The 15,296-nt window shown below is 67.2% G+C and carries 15 protein-coding genes and 1 tRNA gene; 4 read left to right on the top strand and 12 right to left on the bottom strand.

The window, feature by feature from the left end:
• Positions 1–4: 4 nt before the first annotated feature.
• Positions 5–1,768 (top strand): DUF5605 domain-containing protein, encoded by a 1,764-nt coding sequence (locus tag QFZ46_RS11640; protein ID WP_307361578.1) that lies wholly within the window; start codon positions 5–7, stop codon positions 1,766–1,768.
• Positions 1,769–1,778: 10 nt separating this feature from the next.
• Here the strand turns inward: QFZ46_RS11640 and QFZ46_RS11635 are convergent, their stop codons facing one another.
• The 9 genes from QFZ46_RS11635 to QFZ46_RS11595 all read right to left on the bottom strand — a co-directional run bounded on the left by QFZ46_RS11635 (position 1,779) and on the right by QFZ46_RS11595 (position 10,235).
• Positions 1,779–3,020 carry an LCP family protein gene (locus QFZ46_RS11635; protein WP_307361576.1) on the bottom strand — a complete coding sequence of 414 codons (1,242 nt, stop codon included), beginning with the start codon at positions 3,018–3,020 and terminating at the stop codon, positions 1,779–1,781.
• A gap of 52 nt (positions 3,021–3,072) precedes the next feature.
• A tRNA-Ser gene (locus tag QFZ46_RS11630) sits at positions 3,073–3,157 on the bottom strand.
• Positions 3,158–3,178: 21 nt separating this feature from the next.
• Positions 3,179–4,033, bottom strand: coding sequence for an HAD family hydrolase (locus tag QFZ46_RS11625; protein WP_307361574.1), 855 nt, complete (start codon positions 4,031–4,033; stop codon positions 3,179–3,181).
• Positions 4,030–5,364, bottom strand: coding sequence for a serine--tRNA ligase (gene serS, locus QFZ46_RS11620; RefSeq protein WP_307361571.1), 1,335 nt, complete (start codon positions 5,362–5,364; stop codon positions 4,030–4,032). Before serS ends, QFZ46_RS11625 begins: the two co-directional genes overlap by 4 nt.
• Before the next feature lie 29 nt (positions 5,365–5,393).
• On the bottom strand, positions 5,394–6,587 hold the full coding sequence (locus QFZ46_RS11615; protein WP_307361569.1) for an aminotransferase-like domain-containing protein: 1,194 nt from the start codon (positions 6,585–6,587) through the stop codon (positions 5,394–5,396).
• A gap of 16 nt (positions 6,588–6,603) precedes the next feature.
• Positions 6,604–7,548, bottom strand: a complete 945-nt coding sequence (locus QFZ46_RS11610; protein ID WP_307361567.1) for an FAD-dependent oxidoreductase — start codon at positions 7,546–7,548, stop codon at positions 6,604–6,606.
• Complete coding sequence (locus QFZ46_RS11605; protein ID WP_307361563.1) at positions 7,545–8,219, bottom strand: methionine ABC transporter permease; 675 nt, start codon at positions 8,217–8,219, stop codon at positions 7,545–7,547. Before QFZ46_RS11605 ends, QFZ46_RS11610 begins: the two co-directional genes overlap by 4 nt.
• The gene (locus QFZ46_RS11600) at positions 8,213–9,238 is read right to left on the bottom strand and encodes a methionine ABC transporter ATP-binding protein (protein WP_307361560.1); all 1,026 of its coding nucleotides are present in this window, start codon (positions 9,236–9,238) and stop codon (positions 8,213–8,215) included. The genes QFZ46_RS11605 and QFZ46_RS11600 overlap by 7 nt, the downstream gene beginning before the upstream one ends.
• A gap of 43 nt (positions 9,239–9,281) precedes the next feature.
• A complete protein-coding gene (locus QFZ46_RS11595; RefSeq protein ID WP_307361558.1) occupies positions 9,282–10,235 on the bottom strand; it encodes a MetQ/NlpA family ABC transporter substrate-binding protein in 954 nt (317 codons plus the stop codon).
• Between the two features lie 211 nt (positions 10,236–10,446).
• On the opposite strand from QFZ46_RS11595, the gene QFZ46_RS11590 reads away from it, so the two are divergent.
• Positions 10,447–11,442 (top strand): diacylglycerol/lipid kinase family protein, encoded by a 996-nt coding sequence (locus QFZ46_RS11590; protein ID WP_307361556.1) that lies wholly within the window; start codon positions 10,447–10,449, stop codon positions 11,440–11,442.
• 25 nt (positions 11,443–11,467) lie between these two features.
• On the opposite strand, the gene QFZ46_RS11585 is transcribed toward QFZ46_RS11590, so the two are convergent.
• The 3 genes from QFZ46_RS11585 to QFZ46_RS11575 all read right to left on the bottom strand — a co-directional run bounded on the left by QFZ46_RS11585 (position 11,468) and on the right by QFZ46_RS11575 (position 14,029).
• Positions 11,468–12,211: a hypothetical protein gene (locus QFZ46_RS11585; RefSeq protein ID WP_307361554.1), complete on the bottom strand. Its 744-nt coding sequence runs from the start codon at positions 12,209–12,211 to the stop codon at positions 11,468–11,470.
• A gap of 66 nt (positions 12,212–12,277) precedes the next feature.
• Complete coding sequence (cls, locus tag QFZ46_RS11580) at positions 12,278–13,732, bottom strand: cardiolipin synthase (RefSeq protein ID WP_307361552.1); 1,455 nt, start codon at positions 13,730–13,732, stop codon at positions 12,278–12,280.
• A 120-nt stretch (positions 13,733–13,852) separates the two neighbouring features.
• The gene (locus QFZ46_RS11575; RefSeq protein WP_307361550.1) at positions 13,853–14,029 is read right to left on the bottom strand and encodes a hypothetical protein; all 177 of its coding nucleotides are present in this window, start codon (positions 14,027–14,029) and stop codon (positions 13,853–13,855) included.
• Between the two features lie 108 nt (positions 14,030–14,137).
• On the opposite strand from QFZ46_RS11575, the gene QFZ46_RS11570 reads away from it, so the two are divergent.
• Both QFZ46_RS11570 and QFZ46_RS11565 read left to right on the top strand, forming a co-directional pair.
• On the top strand, positions 14,138–14,698 hold the full coding sequence (locus tag QFZ46_RS11570) for a DUF4192 family protein (protein WP_307361547.1): 561 nt from the start codon (positions 14,138–14,140) through the stop codon (positions 14,696–14,698).
• Complete coding sequence (locus QFZ46_RS11565) at positions 14,589–15,269, top strand: DUF4192 family protein (RefSeq protein WP_307361544.1); 681 nt, start codon at positions 14,589–14,591, stop codon at positions 15,267–15,269. The genes QFZ46_RS11570 and QFZ46_RS11565 overlap by 110 nt, the downstream gene beginning before the upstream one ends.
• Positions 15,270–15,296: the final 27 nt, after the last annotated feature.

Here is a 15,296-nt window from a genome sequence, read left to right as displayed (position 1 = left end):
TCTCATGTTCGATCGCGCCTCCACTCTCGGCGACACACTCGACAGCCCCGTCGGCCGTGCCGTCATCGAGCGCCACCTTCCCGGCATCGCCGCGTCGCCGATGGCGCAGCAGTACCGCGGTGTGCGCCTGGGCCAGCTCATCGCGCTCGTGCCGGAATTGGAGGATCCCGCCGCGCGCGAGCGACTGTGGACAGCACTGGCAGAAGTAGGCGACGGCGAGGAGCGAGCGCCGTACGCTCCGGCGATCACCGCAGATGCCGCGTACGAAGGCGACGCGGTCGCCCGGGGCTCCGCTGCCCTCACGCCGCCCGCATCCGTCGCGCTGTGGGATCCACTGGAGATCCGGATCGTCGGCCCGTCGCACGGCAATCCGTTCGTCGACGTCGAGCTGGATGCCGTTTTCACGCGCGGCGGCGAGCAGGTGCGGGCGGGCGGCTTCTACGACGGCGATGGCGTATACGTCATCCGTGCGCTCGCGGATCACGAAGGAGAGTGGACGTTCGAGACGCGATCGACCGCCAGATCGCTGGATGGGATCACCGGCACCGCGACGGTCGGGCCCGCGCGCGATGGGTCGCACGGGCCTGTTCGCGTCGCCGGCTTCCATTTCCGGCATGCCGATGGCACACCTCACCGCCCGCTCGGAACCACCGCGTACGCCTGGACGCATCAGCCGGAAGCACTCCAGGAGCAGACTCTCGCGACACTGGCCGATGCACCTTTCACGAAGATCCGCATGTGCGTGTTCCCCAAGTCGTATCTGTACAACGCGAACGAGCCGGACGACTTCCCGTTCGCCGGCTCGCTCGCCGACGGCTTCGATCTCGAACGATTCGACCCCGCGCACTTCCGTCGGCTCGAGAAGCGCATCGCCCAGTTGGGAGCTCTCGGCATCGAGGCCGACCTCATCCTGTTCCACGCCTACGACCGCTGGGGTTTCGCCGACCTCGGCCCGGCGGTCGACGAACGCTATCTGCGCTACGTCGTGCGACGGTTGTCCGGCTTCGCGAACGTGTGGTGGTCGATGGCGAACGAGTACGACCTGCTGTGGTCGAAGGACACCCCCGACTGGGAGCGCCTGGCCGCCATCGTCGGGGAAGAGGATGCTTTCGGACATCTGAACTCGATCCACAACTGCCGCCCGTTCTACGACTACAACGCTCCTTGGATCACGCATGTCAGCGTGCAGCGCGTCGATGTGTACCGCACGGCCGAGAACACCGATGAGTGGCGCGAACGCTGGGGAAAGCCCGTCGTCATCGACGAGTGCGCCTATGAGGGCGACATCGATCAGGGCTGGGGCAACATCACCGGCGAGGAGATGGTGCGCCGATTCTGGGAGGGCGCTGTCCGCGGCGGATACGTCGGACACGGCGAGACATACCTGCCGGACGCGCTCGGGCTCGACGACGACGTCTTGTGGTGGTCCAAGGGTGGCGAGCTGCATGGGAGCTCACCTGAGCGCATCGGCTTCCTCGAACGGCTCATCGCCGAGGCACCGGCCGGAGTATGGGACCCGCTTCCCAGTGACTGGGATGTGCCGTGGGGTGGTTCCGACCGTGTTCGCGTGGGCTACTTCGGCTTCAACCGTCCACGGTTCCGCAATCTCGTGCTGCCTGAGGGACAGTGGAGGGTCGAGGTGATCGATACCTGGAACATGACGATCGAGCAGGTTCCCGGTAGGCACCCCGCCGGGTCCGTGCGCGTGGAGCTGCCCGGTCGGCAGTTCATGGCCGTTCGGGCGACCCACGTCGACGACGCACGCTAGGCGCGGCGCCCTACTCGCGGACGTTGCCGTTCGAGCAGGTCTGCTGTGCGGCCGAGTTGCCCTTGATCGAGTCGGGCAGTGCCACTGCCGTATCCGTCGGCGCCGGCGCTTCCGTCGCTGTCCCATCGGGAGCGGGGGCCACGGGCTCCTGCACCACCACACCGTCGTTCTCGGTGTTCTCGTGGGTGATCTGCAGCTGCTGGTTCGCGTTGATCGCGTCCCACATCAGCTGGGCAGAGGTCGTGTCAGCGACGACCTTGTTGGGGTCGTCCGGGTCCTCGTAGGTCGGATACTGCAGGAACACGATGTCTTCGAACGGCACGTCCTTCACCGCGAGGGCGATCTGCACGATCGTCATCGGGTTGGTCAGCGAAGTGCTGGCCTCGAGGTTGCTGAGCGCGGTGTTCGCCAGCCGGAGCATGGTCGGCACGTTGCCGAGAACCTCGCCGCTGATGAGCTTGCGGGACAGACTCGACATGTACTGCTGCTGGTTGCCGATCCGTCCGAGGTCGCTGCCGTCGCCGACGCCGTGTCGCGTCCGCAGGAACTGCAGTGCTTCAAGGCCCATGATGTTGTGAGTGCCGGCCGCCATGTCGAGGCCGGTGTAGCGGTCCTTGATCGGCGTCGCGAGGCAGACGTCGACGCCGCCGATGGAGTTGGTGATCTCGATCACGCCGCCGAAGGTGACGGATGCCGCGAACTCGATGTCCTGGCCGGTCACGTTCGAGATCGTCTTGGCGACGCAGTTCAGGCCACCGTCCATGTATGCGCTGTTGAGGGGCTGCTTGCTCATCGCCGAGGTCGTGCTGCCATCGGCACGCGTGCATTCGGGGATCTCGAGCATCAGGTCGCGGGGGAAGCTCACCGCGGTGATGCGACGAGGCTCTTCCGAGACGTGCAGCAGGATGTTCACGTCGTTGAGGTTGCCTTCGGCGTCATCGCCGGAGCACCGGTCGCCGAACAGCTGAGCGTATGCCTCTTCACAGGTGTCGGTGCCGACGAGCAGCATGTCGAAGCCGCCCTCGAACTCGCTGATGTCCGGCGGGATCGGCTTCTGGTCCTCGAGTTCCACCGCATCCGCGGTGGCAGTGCCGTACAGGTCGCTCACGACGAAGGCGCTGACGCTCACGCCGCTCACCAGCACGACGGCGAGCGCGACGCCGATGATCTTGAGGAGCTGGCTGATCGGGCCCGGGGACCGCAGCTGACCGTGGCGGGCCACAGTCCTGCGGCGACGGATCTTCTCGCTCACTCAATGCCTTTCGAATCTGAAGCGGTGCTCGGGTACCGCAGTCAGGTATCTGCGGAGGGTGTGGGATTCGAACCCACGAGACATCTCTGCCCACTGGTTTTCAAGACCAGCTCCATCGGCCACTCGGACAACCCTCCATCGACGGACGAATCCGTCGATCAGTGGTCGAGTCTAGCCGGTTTCATTCTCTCGTCCCCACCTGAGGGACCGCTGGACGACCCCAGCAGCGATTCCAGGGCGGTCGCGAGTCCGCCGTCGGCGACGTCTCCGGTCACCTCGCCTGCAGCTTCCTTGACCTCGTCGACCGCTTGGCCCATCGCCACCGCGCGGCCGCCGACGCCGAGGGCCCAGCCGAACATCCCCAGGTCGTTGCGACCGTCTCCGGCGACGAACACGTTGCCGCCTTCCATGCCGAGTTCGGCATGGACGCGCTCCAGTGCCGTCCCCTTGTCAACGCCCTGCGGCGCGATGTCGAGCCACGCGGTCCAGCCGATGGCATACGAGACCTCATTGAGTCCGGCATCCGCCACCAGCCGGTGGAAGTCGTCCTCGCTGTGGCCCGGTGACACCACGACCACGCGCGACACCGGCTCAGCGCCGAGTTCGTCGAGCTCGACCAAGCGCCCGCCGTTGAGCGTCCAGTCATCGAGCTCACCAGTGAAGAGGCGCTGCCCTGTCGCGAGTTCCACCATGTAGTGCGCCTCCGGCAGTCGCTCGGTCAGCAGCGCGAGCACCGCCGTCGGATCGAACGTCTCGACGTGCCAGCGTTCCCACGCGTCGCCCACGCGACGCATCGTGACAGCGCCATTGGAGCACACCACGAACTCCGGCGTGATCTCGAGTGCGTCGACCCAGCGCTCGGTGGCCATCCAGCTGCGCCCGGTGGCGATCGTCACGAAGTGACCGGCGTCGCGCACGCGCGCGACCGCCTTAGGTACGCCGGGGCTCATGGTCTCGTCCTGCAGGATGATCGTGCCGTCGACGTCGAGGCCGACGAGCCAGGCAGTCGTCACTTCACTGCCTGCCGAACCGAGCCCTGGGCCTGTCGCAGCGTCGGCTCCAGCACTTCCAGCCCGCCGAGGTAGGGCCGCAGCGCCTCTGGAACGAGCACGGAGCCGTCGGGCTGCTGGTGAGTCTCGAGCAACGCCACGATCCAACGCGTCGTCGCGAGAGTGCCGTTCAGCGTTGCGACATGCTGCGTCTTCGCAGTCGCGCCGTCTTCCATCTCGGGACGGTGCCGCACATCGAGGCGGCGCGCCTGGAAAGTGGTGCAGTTCGAGGTAGAGGTGAGCTCCCGGAACGCATCCTGCGTCGGAACCCACGCCTCGATGTCGTACTTGCGCGCGGCGCTCGATCCGAGGTCGCCCGCGGCGACGTCGATCACCCGGTACGACAGTCCGAGAGAGGTGAGCATCTCCTCCTGCAGGGCGACGAGGCGCAGGTGCTCCGCCTCGGCATCCTCCGGGGTCGTGTAGACGAACATCTCGAGCTTGTTGAACTGATGCACGCGGATGATGCCGCGGGTGTCCTTGCCGTAGGAGCCCGCCTCGCGGCGGTAGCAGGTCGACCAGCCCGCATAGCGCAGTGCGCCGCCGGTCAGGTCGACGATCTCGTCCTTGTGATATCCGGCGAGCGCGACCTCGCTGGTGCCGACCAGATAGAGGTCGTCGTCCTTGTCGAGGTGGTAGACCTCATCCGCATGCTCGCCGAGGAATCCGGTGCCCTGCATGATCTCCGGGCGCACGAGGGTGGGGGTGATCATCGGCACGAAGTCGTTCTGCAACGCCTTGTCGAGTGCCATGTTCATCAGCGCGATCTCGAGGCGCGCACCGATGCCGCGGAGGAAGTAGAACCGCGAGCCGGAGACCTTCACGCCGCGTTCCATGTCGATCGCGCCGAGCAGTTCGCCGATCTCGAGGTGGTCCCTCGGTCCGTTCGGGAAGGAGGCCGGGTCGAAGGTCGGTGCTTCGCCGACGCGGCGCAGCTCGACGAAGTCCGCCTCGCCGCCGGCCGGCACGCCGTCGATCACGACGTTCTCGATGAGGGCGAGGGCGGATGCCGCAGCATCCGCCGCCTCGTTCGCCGCCTGCTGCGCCTGCTTGACGCGTTCGGCGAGCTCCTTCACCTGGGCGACCAGAGCAGCCTTCTCCTCCTTGGGCGCCTTGGCGACCTGCTTGCCGAAAGCGTTCTGCTCCGCACGCAGATCCTCGAACGTGCTCAGGGCGGCCCGACGCGATCGATCGGCATCGATCGCCTGGTCGACGGTGGCGGCATCGTGGCCGCGCGCCACCTGCGAGCGGCGGACGAGGTCGGGCTGGTCGCGGAGAAGAGCGAGGTCGATCATGACCCAAGTCTAGAGCGCGTGCTCGAACGTCATTCCCGGCCCGTCAGCTCCCGCCAAGCCCGAGCGAGACGTGCGACGCCCTCGGTGAGGTCATGCTCGCCCACCTCCGAGTACGACAGTCGGGCGAACCCTCGGAACGCGTCGCCGGTCGTGGCGAACCACTCCCCTCGCTGATAGGTGACGCCCAGATCCTGTGATCGCTCGAACAGCTGCGCGAAGTCGATGTCGCCCGCGAGCCGCACCCAGGTGAAGAACCCGCCCTGCGGTTCGGCGATCTCGACCCCGTCGGCGAACTCCTCGCGGAGCGCCGTCGTCAGCGCCTCCGCCTTGCGGGCGTAGCCCGCACCGGCCGCGATGATCGACGCGTCGAACCGCTCATCGGCCAGCATCCGATCGACCACGGCCTGCAGCACGCCGCTGGTCTGGCCGTCGAGGCGATTGCGCAACCAGGTGACGCGCTCCGACATCGCGGCAGGGAGCACGATCCATCCGAGGCGCAGGCCGGGGCCGAGCGTCTTCGAGAACGTGTTCACGGCGAACACACGGTCGGAGTCGCGGAAGGCGCTGCGCTCGGGAACCTCGGTCCAGGGGAACGCGATGGCGCGGTAGGGGTCATCGGCGATGATCACGAAGCCGTACTGCTCCGCGAGCGCGACGAGGGCGGCCTCGCGTTCAGCGCTCAGGGTGACGCCGGACGGGTTCTGGAACGTCGGCACTGTGAACAGCGCCTTCGGACGGAGGCCGTCGCGGAGACGGTGCTCGAGCTCGTCGGTGTCTATGCCGTCGGCGCCCACCCGCACCGGGGTGACGTCGACGCCGATCAGATCGAGCACGCGCAGGAAGAGCGGATACACCGGGTCGTCGACGACGACCACATCTCCGGGATCGAGGAGGCTGAGCACGGCGAGCGCGAGGCCGTGAGCGCCGCCGTTCGTGATGAGCACACGATCCGCTGCGACGCCCTCGCGGGCGGCGATCGACGCGCGGAGCGACGGCAGGCCGGACGCAGGCGAGTACTTGAGCAACGGGGCGAAGCCGTCGCTCTCGGTCACCTCTCGGAATGCATCGCGGTAGACGTCGAGCGGGAGCAGATCGGTCGCGGGGTTGCCACCGCCGAGGTCGATCGATCCGGCGGCGAGTCGGATGAGCGTCGCGTCGCCGAATCCCTGGCGCGCGGGGAGTCCGGCCAGCAGGGCGCTCGAGGTGAGGACGGTGTCCGTCATGGGGTGTCCGATCGGGTCAGGGGCGGAAAGCGGCGAGGCGGGGGTCGGGATCGCCCTGCAGATCTCGGGCGATCAGCTCGGCGAGCAGCGGCGCCAAGGTGATGCCGCTGTGCGTGAGCGCGACATACACATCCTGCGTGACGCGGCCGATGCAGGGCAGACCGTCGGCGGCGTGGGGTCGGATCGCGTGGTCGACGCGGACGCCCGCGTCTTCGGGGATGCGCCACCCCAGTGCGCCCTCGATCTCGGCGCGCAACGCTGGCCAGACCGTTCCGACCGATGCCGTGGCGCCGGTGCGACGCAGTTCGGCCTCGATGCCGAGGCTCTGCACCGCGATCCGCCCTGGACCATCCGGGCGCACCTGCAGACCGGCGAGCGAGCGGATGCGGTCGAGGGGGTGCTCATCGACGTCGATCCTCGCGAGGAAGCCGTCGTCACCCGCCGACGTCGCGAGCCGCGGGCAGGGCGTCACCGTGCGCAGCAGCGCGGCGGTGCCGGCCCCCGCGGCGACGAGGATCAGGTCGACCGGACCGAGGAGTTCGCGCACGTGGTCGAGCGAATCCGCGGCGATGCCGTCACGCAGCATTCCTCCGGCCGCGCGGAGATCGGCGAGCTGCGCGGCGAGGAACGCACTGGTGTCGACCCATCCGTCGTCGGGGTACTGGACGCCGTCGATCTCGGCGCCGGTCCGCGCGAACCACTCGGTATCGTGCGCATCCGAACGCTCGGCGTGCACCCTGCGGCCGTCCTCGTTGAGTCTTCGATACTGCTCCGGCCGTTTCCCGTGCGCATTGACCCAGGCGAAACTCGCCCGCGACACCGGTGTGCTGCCTGCGGCGGCGGCCGAGATCAGCACGACCTCGATGCCGCGCTCGGCGATGCGCGCCGCGGCGGATGCCCCGACAGCACCAGCGCCGACCACCGCGATCCGGCGAGGAGATGGAATCACCGCAGCCGTCATCCGTCGATGAAATGTCGCGCGATGCGGTTGCCGATGAACTGCACCAGCTGCACCAGGGCGATCAGCACGATGATGATCAGGATCATCACCGCATAGTCGAAACGCTGATAGCCGTAGGTCAGGGCCAGGTTTCCGAGCCCGCCACCGCCGACCGCGCCGGCGACGGCTGTCGCATCGATCAGGGCGACGAAGATGAACGTCAGCGAGAGCAGCAGCGGGCCGAAGGCTTCCCGCACCACGAAGCCGAACAGGATGTGCAGCGGCGAGGCTCCGAATGCCTTCGCCGCCTCGACGACACCGGGGTCGACCGCCACGAGATTCGACTCGGCGACGCGCGCGATGCCGACGGATGCCGCGATCGTCAGCGGCAGGATCGCGGCGGCCGGCCCGATGCTCGTGCCGATCAGCGCCCGGGTCAGCGGTGTCAGCGCGATGAGCAGGATGATGAACGGGATCGGGCGCAGCGTGTTCACGACGATGTTCAGGATCGTGTGCACCACTCGGCTGTGCAGCAGCTGGCCGGGTCGCGTCGCATACAGGAAGATGCCGAGGATCAGTCCGATGATGGATGCCAGGAAGAAGGCGACCGTCACCATGAACAACGTCTCACCGAGGGCACGCGCGACCTTCGGGATCACGACATCGAGGTCGAGCAGCGCGACGGTCACCATGTCGTGACCGTCGTCCGGGTGGAGAGCTCGGCGAGGAAGCGATCGATCGCGGCATCTTCTCCGTGCAGCGCAAGGCTGAGCTGTCCGTATGGCAGGTTCTTCACGCGCGCGACACCGCCCTGGATGATCGAGAAGTCTACGGAGTGGGCACGAGCGAGCGAGGAGAGCAGCGGGCCCTCTGCGATCACGCCGTCCATCGCGACCGAGATGCGCCTGCCTGCGAACTGGGAGGAGAGCTCGTCGCGATCCTTGTCGCTCAGGAAGGTGCGCGTGTATGAGCCGACGAGGTTCGCCGTCACCGGATGCTGCGGTCGGGCGAGGATCTGGTGGATGTCGCCCGACTCCACGACCCGACCGTCGCTGAGGATCGAGACCCGGTCGGCGAGCTGGCTCATCACATCCATCTCGTGCGTGACCACGACGATGGTGATGCCGAACTCCTGATTCACCGAGCGGAGCAGGTCGACGATCTCCGTGGTGGTCTGCGGGTCGAGCGCGCTCGTCGCCTCGTCGGCCAGCAGGACCGACGGCTTCGCGGCGATGGCGCGTGCGATCCCGACGCGCTGCTTCTGCCCGCCGGAGAGCTGCCGCGGGCGCGCGAAGGCCTTCCCGTCGAGTCCCACGAAGTCGAGCAGTTCAGCCACGCGACGCGAGATATCGTCGTCCTTCCATCCCGCGAGCTTGAGCGGCGTGGCGATGTTGCTGAAGACCGTGCGCGAGTTCCAGAGGTTGAACTGCTGGAAGACCATCCCGATGCTGTGGCGCAGGGTGCGCAGCTCTGCCGGGGGCAGCGCGTGCACGTCGACACCGTCGACCAGCACGCGTCCCTCGGTCGGTGTCTCGAGCCCGTTGATCAAGCGCAGCAGCGTGGACTTGCCCGCCCCCGAACGACCGATCAGCCCGTAGACCTCACCGGCGTGCACCGAGATGTCGATGTCGCGGAGCACGCGGACGGGCTCGCCCTTTCCTCGCCCGGGGTAGTCCTTCGACACTCCGGACACTTGGATGCGCTCTGTCATACGATCCTCGGTCTGACCGTGCGGGCTGTCCGCACTGCGGGTGCTACTGCGCGACGAGCTCGGCGAGTGCCGCGCGCAGGTCGTCGACGGGCAGCTCGACGATCGTGGCCTCGCCGCGCTTCTCCTCTTCCAGGGCGGCGACGACGCGCTTGTCGCGGTAGGTCTTCTCGAGGAGCTCCCATGCCGGGTCATCGGCACGGTCGGCGGTGGTCGCGACCACGATCACGTAGGGGCTCGACGTCGTCGCCGAAGAATCCTCGAGCACGAGAGCATCTTCACTCGTGATCTCGAGCGCCGGGTCGAAATCATCAGTCGCGATCACGACAGCCGAGATGGTCGGGTCGCTGTAGCTGGTCTGCACGGACTCGTGGGCGATGCGCACGAGCTCGATCCCGCGCGGGTTGGACGTGATGTCCTCCTCGGTGGGGAAAACGCCGGCGTTCTCGTCGACCTCGATGACGCCTGCGGTCTGCAGGATGAACAGCGAGCGCGAGAAGTTGGCCGGGTCGTCCGGCACCGCGACCTTCGCGCCATCGGGGATGCTGTCGGCGGAGTCGAGGTCGTCGGAGAAGAGCCCCCATGCGGAGATCACGGTCGAGAACACCGGAGTGATGTCTGAGTCGTTCTCCTTGTTGAACTGGCTGAGCCAGGCGACGTGCTGGAAGGAGTTGCCGTCGACCTCGCCCTCGACGAGCGCGGTGTTCGGAAGGTAAGGGTCATCGAAGTTCACGAAGGTGAGGTCGAGACCGTTCTCACGACCGACCTCGACGATCGCATCCTGGAAGTCGCTCTGTGCGGTGTCGGCGATGGTCAACGGGATCAGCTCATCGTCGCCCGCGGCCTCGGGCGCGGCGTTCTGCACGACGATCGGCGTGATGATCGCTGCTGCGACGACGACCGCAGCGACGGCGCCACCGACCAGCCACAGCCGCTTGCGCTTCTTCTGCTGCGCGAGGTGCGCGTCGATCTCGTTCTGGGTGTGGCTCTGCTCTGACATGTGAGGGCTCCTGCAAGGCGAGGCGGGCGGATCGTCGGCACTGCGTCCATCCGCGAGACGGCGCGCGTCGCATATCTGAAGGACTGCGGGATGACTTCCGATGTTAGCGACGGAGCACTCAGGCGCACGAGCAGCACGGTAACGTGCCGACATACTGGCCTGTCGTCCACCGGGAGGTCCGACCGGCGAATGGCGGGGTTAGAGTAGCGCCATGACGACGCGTGCCACCCGACGCGAGGCCGCCCTCGTCTACAACCCCATCAAGGTCGACGAGAAGCGTCTGCGAGCAGCTGTGCGCGAGCTGTCGAAGGATGCGGGGTGGTCGCCACCGTCCTTCCACCAGACCACCATCGAGGATGCCGGGCAGGGAGCCGCGAGGGCGGCCATCGCTCATGGCGCCGATGTGGTCCTCGTCGCGGGAGGGGACGGCACCGTACGCGCGGTCGCAGAGACGATGGCGGGCACCGGCATTCCCCTGGCGATCGTCCCGAGCGGCACCGGCAATCTGCTGGCTCGCAACCTGGGCCTGCCCCTCGCCGCACCCGAAGCGATGATCCGCGCCGCTCTCGGCGAGTACCGGCATCCGATCGACATCGGCTGGGCTGCCCTCACTCGAGAGAGCGGCGAGACGAGCGAGCATGCTTTCGTCGTGCTCGCCGGCATCGGTCTGGACGCCGACATGATCGCGAACACGCGACCCGACCTGAAGAAGTCGGTCGGCTGGGTGGCGTATGTCGATGGAGCCGCGCGCTCGCTCCCGAACGCGAAGCCGTTCCGCATCGTCTATCAGATGGACGACTCGCGACTGCATTCGACCAAGGTGCACAGCGTGCTGTTCGCGAACTGCGGCACCCTTCCCGCTGGGATCGCCTTGATCCCCTCAGCGTCGGTCGTCGACGGCGTGATGGATGTGGCGATCATCCAGCCGAGTGGCCCGTTCGGCTGGCTCGGTGTCTGGCGCAAGATCTGGTGGGACAACTCGGTGCTGCGCAGATCGCGTGCCGGCCGTCTCGTGCTGCAGCGCCGAGGGAGGGACGCATCCGTGCGCTACCTGCAGGGGGAAGCCGCTGAAGCCGCCGCGACCGGGCCCACCCCGATCGAGCTCGACGGGGATGCGTTCGGCGAGGCCGTGCGCATCCGATGCCGCATCGCACCAGGTGCGCTACTGCTTGCACTGCCGGAGGGGCATCCGGTGGAGTCGCTCTAGCGGGCGGACCGGTACCGAATCGGCGTCAGCCTCTGAGTACTGGAACTGTTCCGTCGAGATTGTCGCCGACAAGAGTCAGGACGAACTCGCCGTCATCGTCGCCGTCGTCGCTGAAGCCGAGCATCGTCGGGCGTGGCACCATGTCCATCGTGCACACCTCGCCACCGGCGGCGAGCGTGACTGTCGCACCGCCCGGCTGCTCTTCGACGTTCTCGACGATCGGAACGCAGCTCGACGAACCCCAGGTGAGCAGCACGACGCCCTCGTCATCGAACCAGCCGGCACTCGGAGCGAAGTCGGTGGTGGATCCGGGCACGCCGGTGAGCGCGGCGTTCCCGTCCAGATCGACGTCATCGGTGAGATCTCCGTAAGTGACGACGAGCTTCACGTCCTTCGTCGGGTCGACGCCCTCGGGGAGCGCGGCGAGGCTGGCACGCGGGGCGATGTCCTTGGTGCACGGCGACGCATCGTGCACACCGTCGTCCAGTGTGACGTTCACGGTCTGTCCGTCAGCACTGATCTCGGAGACACCCGGGACGCACGTCGATGAACCCCAAGTCACCACCGCGAGTTGACGGCCGCCATCGAGCCACGCCGCCTCGATGTCATCGAGGTCATCGTTGCCGTTGTTCGCCGATGAGCCCTTGTCGTCCGGCGTGCTCGTGCTCGTCGGCACCGAGTCACCGGGCGACGCCGTGCATCCTGCGACGAGGATGGCCGCAGCGAAGAGCGCGGCGGCGGACGTGGCGAAGCGCGTGGGGAAGCTCATGCCCTCACAATAGCGAGGCCTCGGCCTTCGTTGTCGCCTTGTTCTGGGGGTCTGCCGCGAATCGGATTACTGCAGCGCGGAGGTGAGCCGGGCGAGGTTGTCGAGCACGGTGGAGCGCAGCGGCTGCTGCAGCCACTCCTCGAGGGTGAGTTCGCGGCTGAACGCGCGGTACTCGTCCTCTACCGCGCGCATCTCGGCGACGAATTCCTCGCCCCGTACCAGCATCGAGATCTCGAGGTTCAGGCCGAAGGAGCGCATGTCCATGTTGCTCGAGCCGATGACGGCGACCTCGTCATCGATCGTGAGGCTCTTGGTGTGCAGGATGTACGGCCGGCGGTACATCCAGATGCGCACGCCCGCACGCAGCAGCGCCTCGTAGTAGCTGCGCTGCGCGTGGTAGACGACCGCCTGGTCGCCCTCCTCCGACACGAACAGCTCGACGGCGACACCGCGGTCGCTGGCAGCGCTGACGGCGAGCAGCAGTGCCTCGTCCGGGACGAAGTAGGGGCTCACGATCATGATCTTCTCGCGGGCGGCGTACAGCAGCGCGAGGAAGAGCCGGAGGTTGTTCTCGACCTCGTAGCCAGGGCCGGATGGCACGATCTGACAGTCCAGGTCTCCGGTACCGATCTCCGCCTGCGTAATGTCGATCTCACCGAGCACCTCGTCGGTCTCGCTGTACCAGTCGCTGAGGAAGATGGCGTTGACCGCGAGCACGATCGGCCCGTCCACCCGAACCATCAGGTCGACCCAGTGCAGCCCGCGCTTGATGTTCTTCGGCAGGTTGTAGGTGGAGTCGGTGACGTTCTGCGACCCGACGAACGCGAGCGTGCCGTCGACGACGAGCAGCTTGCGGTGATTGCGCAGGTCGGGGCGCTGCATCCGCCCCTTGAGCGGCTGCATCGGCAGCATCAGGTGCCAGTCGGCGCCCATCGCATCGAGCCGCTTGATCGTCTTGCGATAACGGGGCTTCCAGCGGTTCGCCCAATGGTCGAGGAGCACCCGCACGGTGACGCCCCGAGCCGCGACCTCTTCGAGTGCACGGAAGAAGTTATCGGTCGAGACGTCCGACTGCAGAATGTAGAACTCGACGTGCACATAGTCATCGGCAGTGCGGATGGCATCGGCCATCTCGTCGAGCGACCGCTGGTAGTCGCTGATCAGATGGGCGCCGTTGTCGCCCGAGATCGGCAGAGCGCCCAGCTTCTGGTTCATCTCCACCAGGGGCGGGAACCATTCAGGCGGGTTCGGTCGCAGCGTTCCGAAGTGCAGCTGATCACTGGTCTCGGCGATGTACGCATTGATCTGATCCTGCTTGCGGCGTCGCGCACGGGGCAGCCGCGGATTCCCGATCACCAGGAAGAGGATCACGCCGATGTAGGGGATGAAGAACACGGCGAGCAGCCACGCCATCGCGGCGGTCGGACGACGGTTGCGCGGGATGACGATGATCGCGGTGATGCGGATCGCGATGTCGATGACGATGGCGATGCCGAAAACCCACCACGGCCATTGCTCCATGCGACTCACCCCCGACGTCCACCGCGCGCCTTCGCCGAATGCGGCGTCAGGCCTCAGCGTAGCCCGTGCGGGCGACACACCCCGCAGGCGCGGTCAGATGAAGCCCTGGGAACGCGCGGCTCAGGAGGCGCGGGGCGGGAGGCCGCGCGCTGCGCGCTCCTCCGCCTCGATCTGCGCGTGAGCCTTGCGCTCGGTGCGATCGGACCGGATGATGCCGCGCATCACGATGAAGAAGACCAGGCTCACTCCGAGCGTCGGCAGGAGCGACCATGCCGCGGCGACCCAGAAATTGTCCATATCTCTATCGTACGCCGCCGCTGCTCTCACTATTCCTGCACATCCCGACGCCGGCATTCTTGCTGTGCACAACCGTTCTCGCGCTCGTCGATGGACGACACTCACGGCATGACCACAGTCCTTCGTGCCACAGATTCCGCCGAGTTCCTCGGCCTCGTCCCCTCCCTCGCCGGGTTCACCCCTCGGCGGAGCATCGTGCTGCTGCCGTTCCAGCGCTCGCGCGCCCATGGTGCGATGCGCATCGATCTGCCCCACGACGGTGTCGACCTCGACGACTATGTCGATACGGCGATCGCGTTGCTGTCGCAGGTCAGCGGAACGGATGCCGTCGCCGTGGTGGTCTACACCGACGAGACGCCGCAGCACACCCCTGACGGGATCGTGCTGCCCTCGAGCGTCGTCGTCGATGAGCTGCTCGGGCTCGCCACCGACCTCGGGCTGCGTATCGTGGATGCCCTCTGCGTCACGCCCGAAGGATGGGCGAGCTATCTGCATGACGATCCGGTGCTGCGTGCGATGGACGAGATCCCCGCGCCGGCACCGGTCCCGGGGATCGCCGATGTATCGGGCGATCAGGATTCCGGCAACCGCACTGCCGCTCGTCGACCTCGTCGAGAAGGAGCGAGTCGGCCGCGCGCTGCTCGAACTATCCGACCTGCTCGCCCGTGAAGAACATCTCGGTCCCACCGACCAGGCACGCACGAATCCGCAGGCGATCGCCGCCGCCATGATGCTCGACGACCTACCGCTGTTCTTCGAAGACCTGCTCGACTCGCCGGAGAATCTGCCGCCGTTCGCGACCGCCGCGCTGCTCTGGTGCATGGCGCGACCGCGGTATCGCGATGTGGCGCTGCTGCAGTGGGCGACCGACCTGCCCACCGGCGAGCGCGCATTGACCGCGCAGCTCGCCTACGCAGAAGGCGGCGCGAGGGTGCCGGACGATCTGGGCGAGGTGTTCCTCGGGCGCGGCCCGCGCCCCGACGTCGACCGCCTCAAGGTCGCACTGACGATCGCTCGCAATGTCGCCGCCCGCGCGCCGCGCGCTTCCAGACCCGCGCCGCTCACCGCAGCAGCCTGGCTGTCGTGGGCGCTCGGCCGCTCCTCGCACGCCGCTCACTACCTGCGGCTCGTCAGTCAGATCGATCCGGCATACTCGCTCGCGTGTCTGATCAGCAACATGATCAACACAGCGATGCTGCCGGAGTGGTCGTTCCGCCGTGACGAGGCGCGCGATCAGTGAAGATGGTTCGCGGCCAGCAACCGGAGT

The organism is Microbacterium murale, from assembly GCF_030815955.1.
Lineage (GTDB): Bacteria > Actinomycetota > Actinomycetes > Actinomycetales > Microbacteriaceae > Microbacterium > Microbacterium murale_A.
Note: the sequence above shows the minus strand (reverse complement) of the source record. Positions and strands in the feature narration are given on the sequence as shown.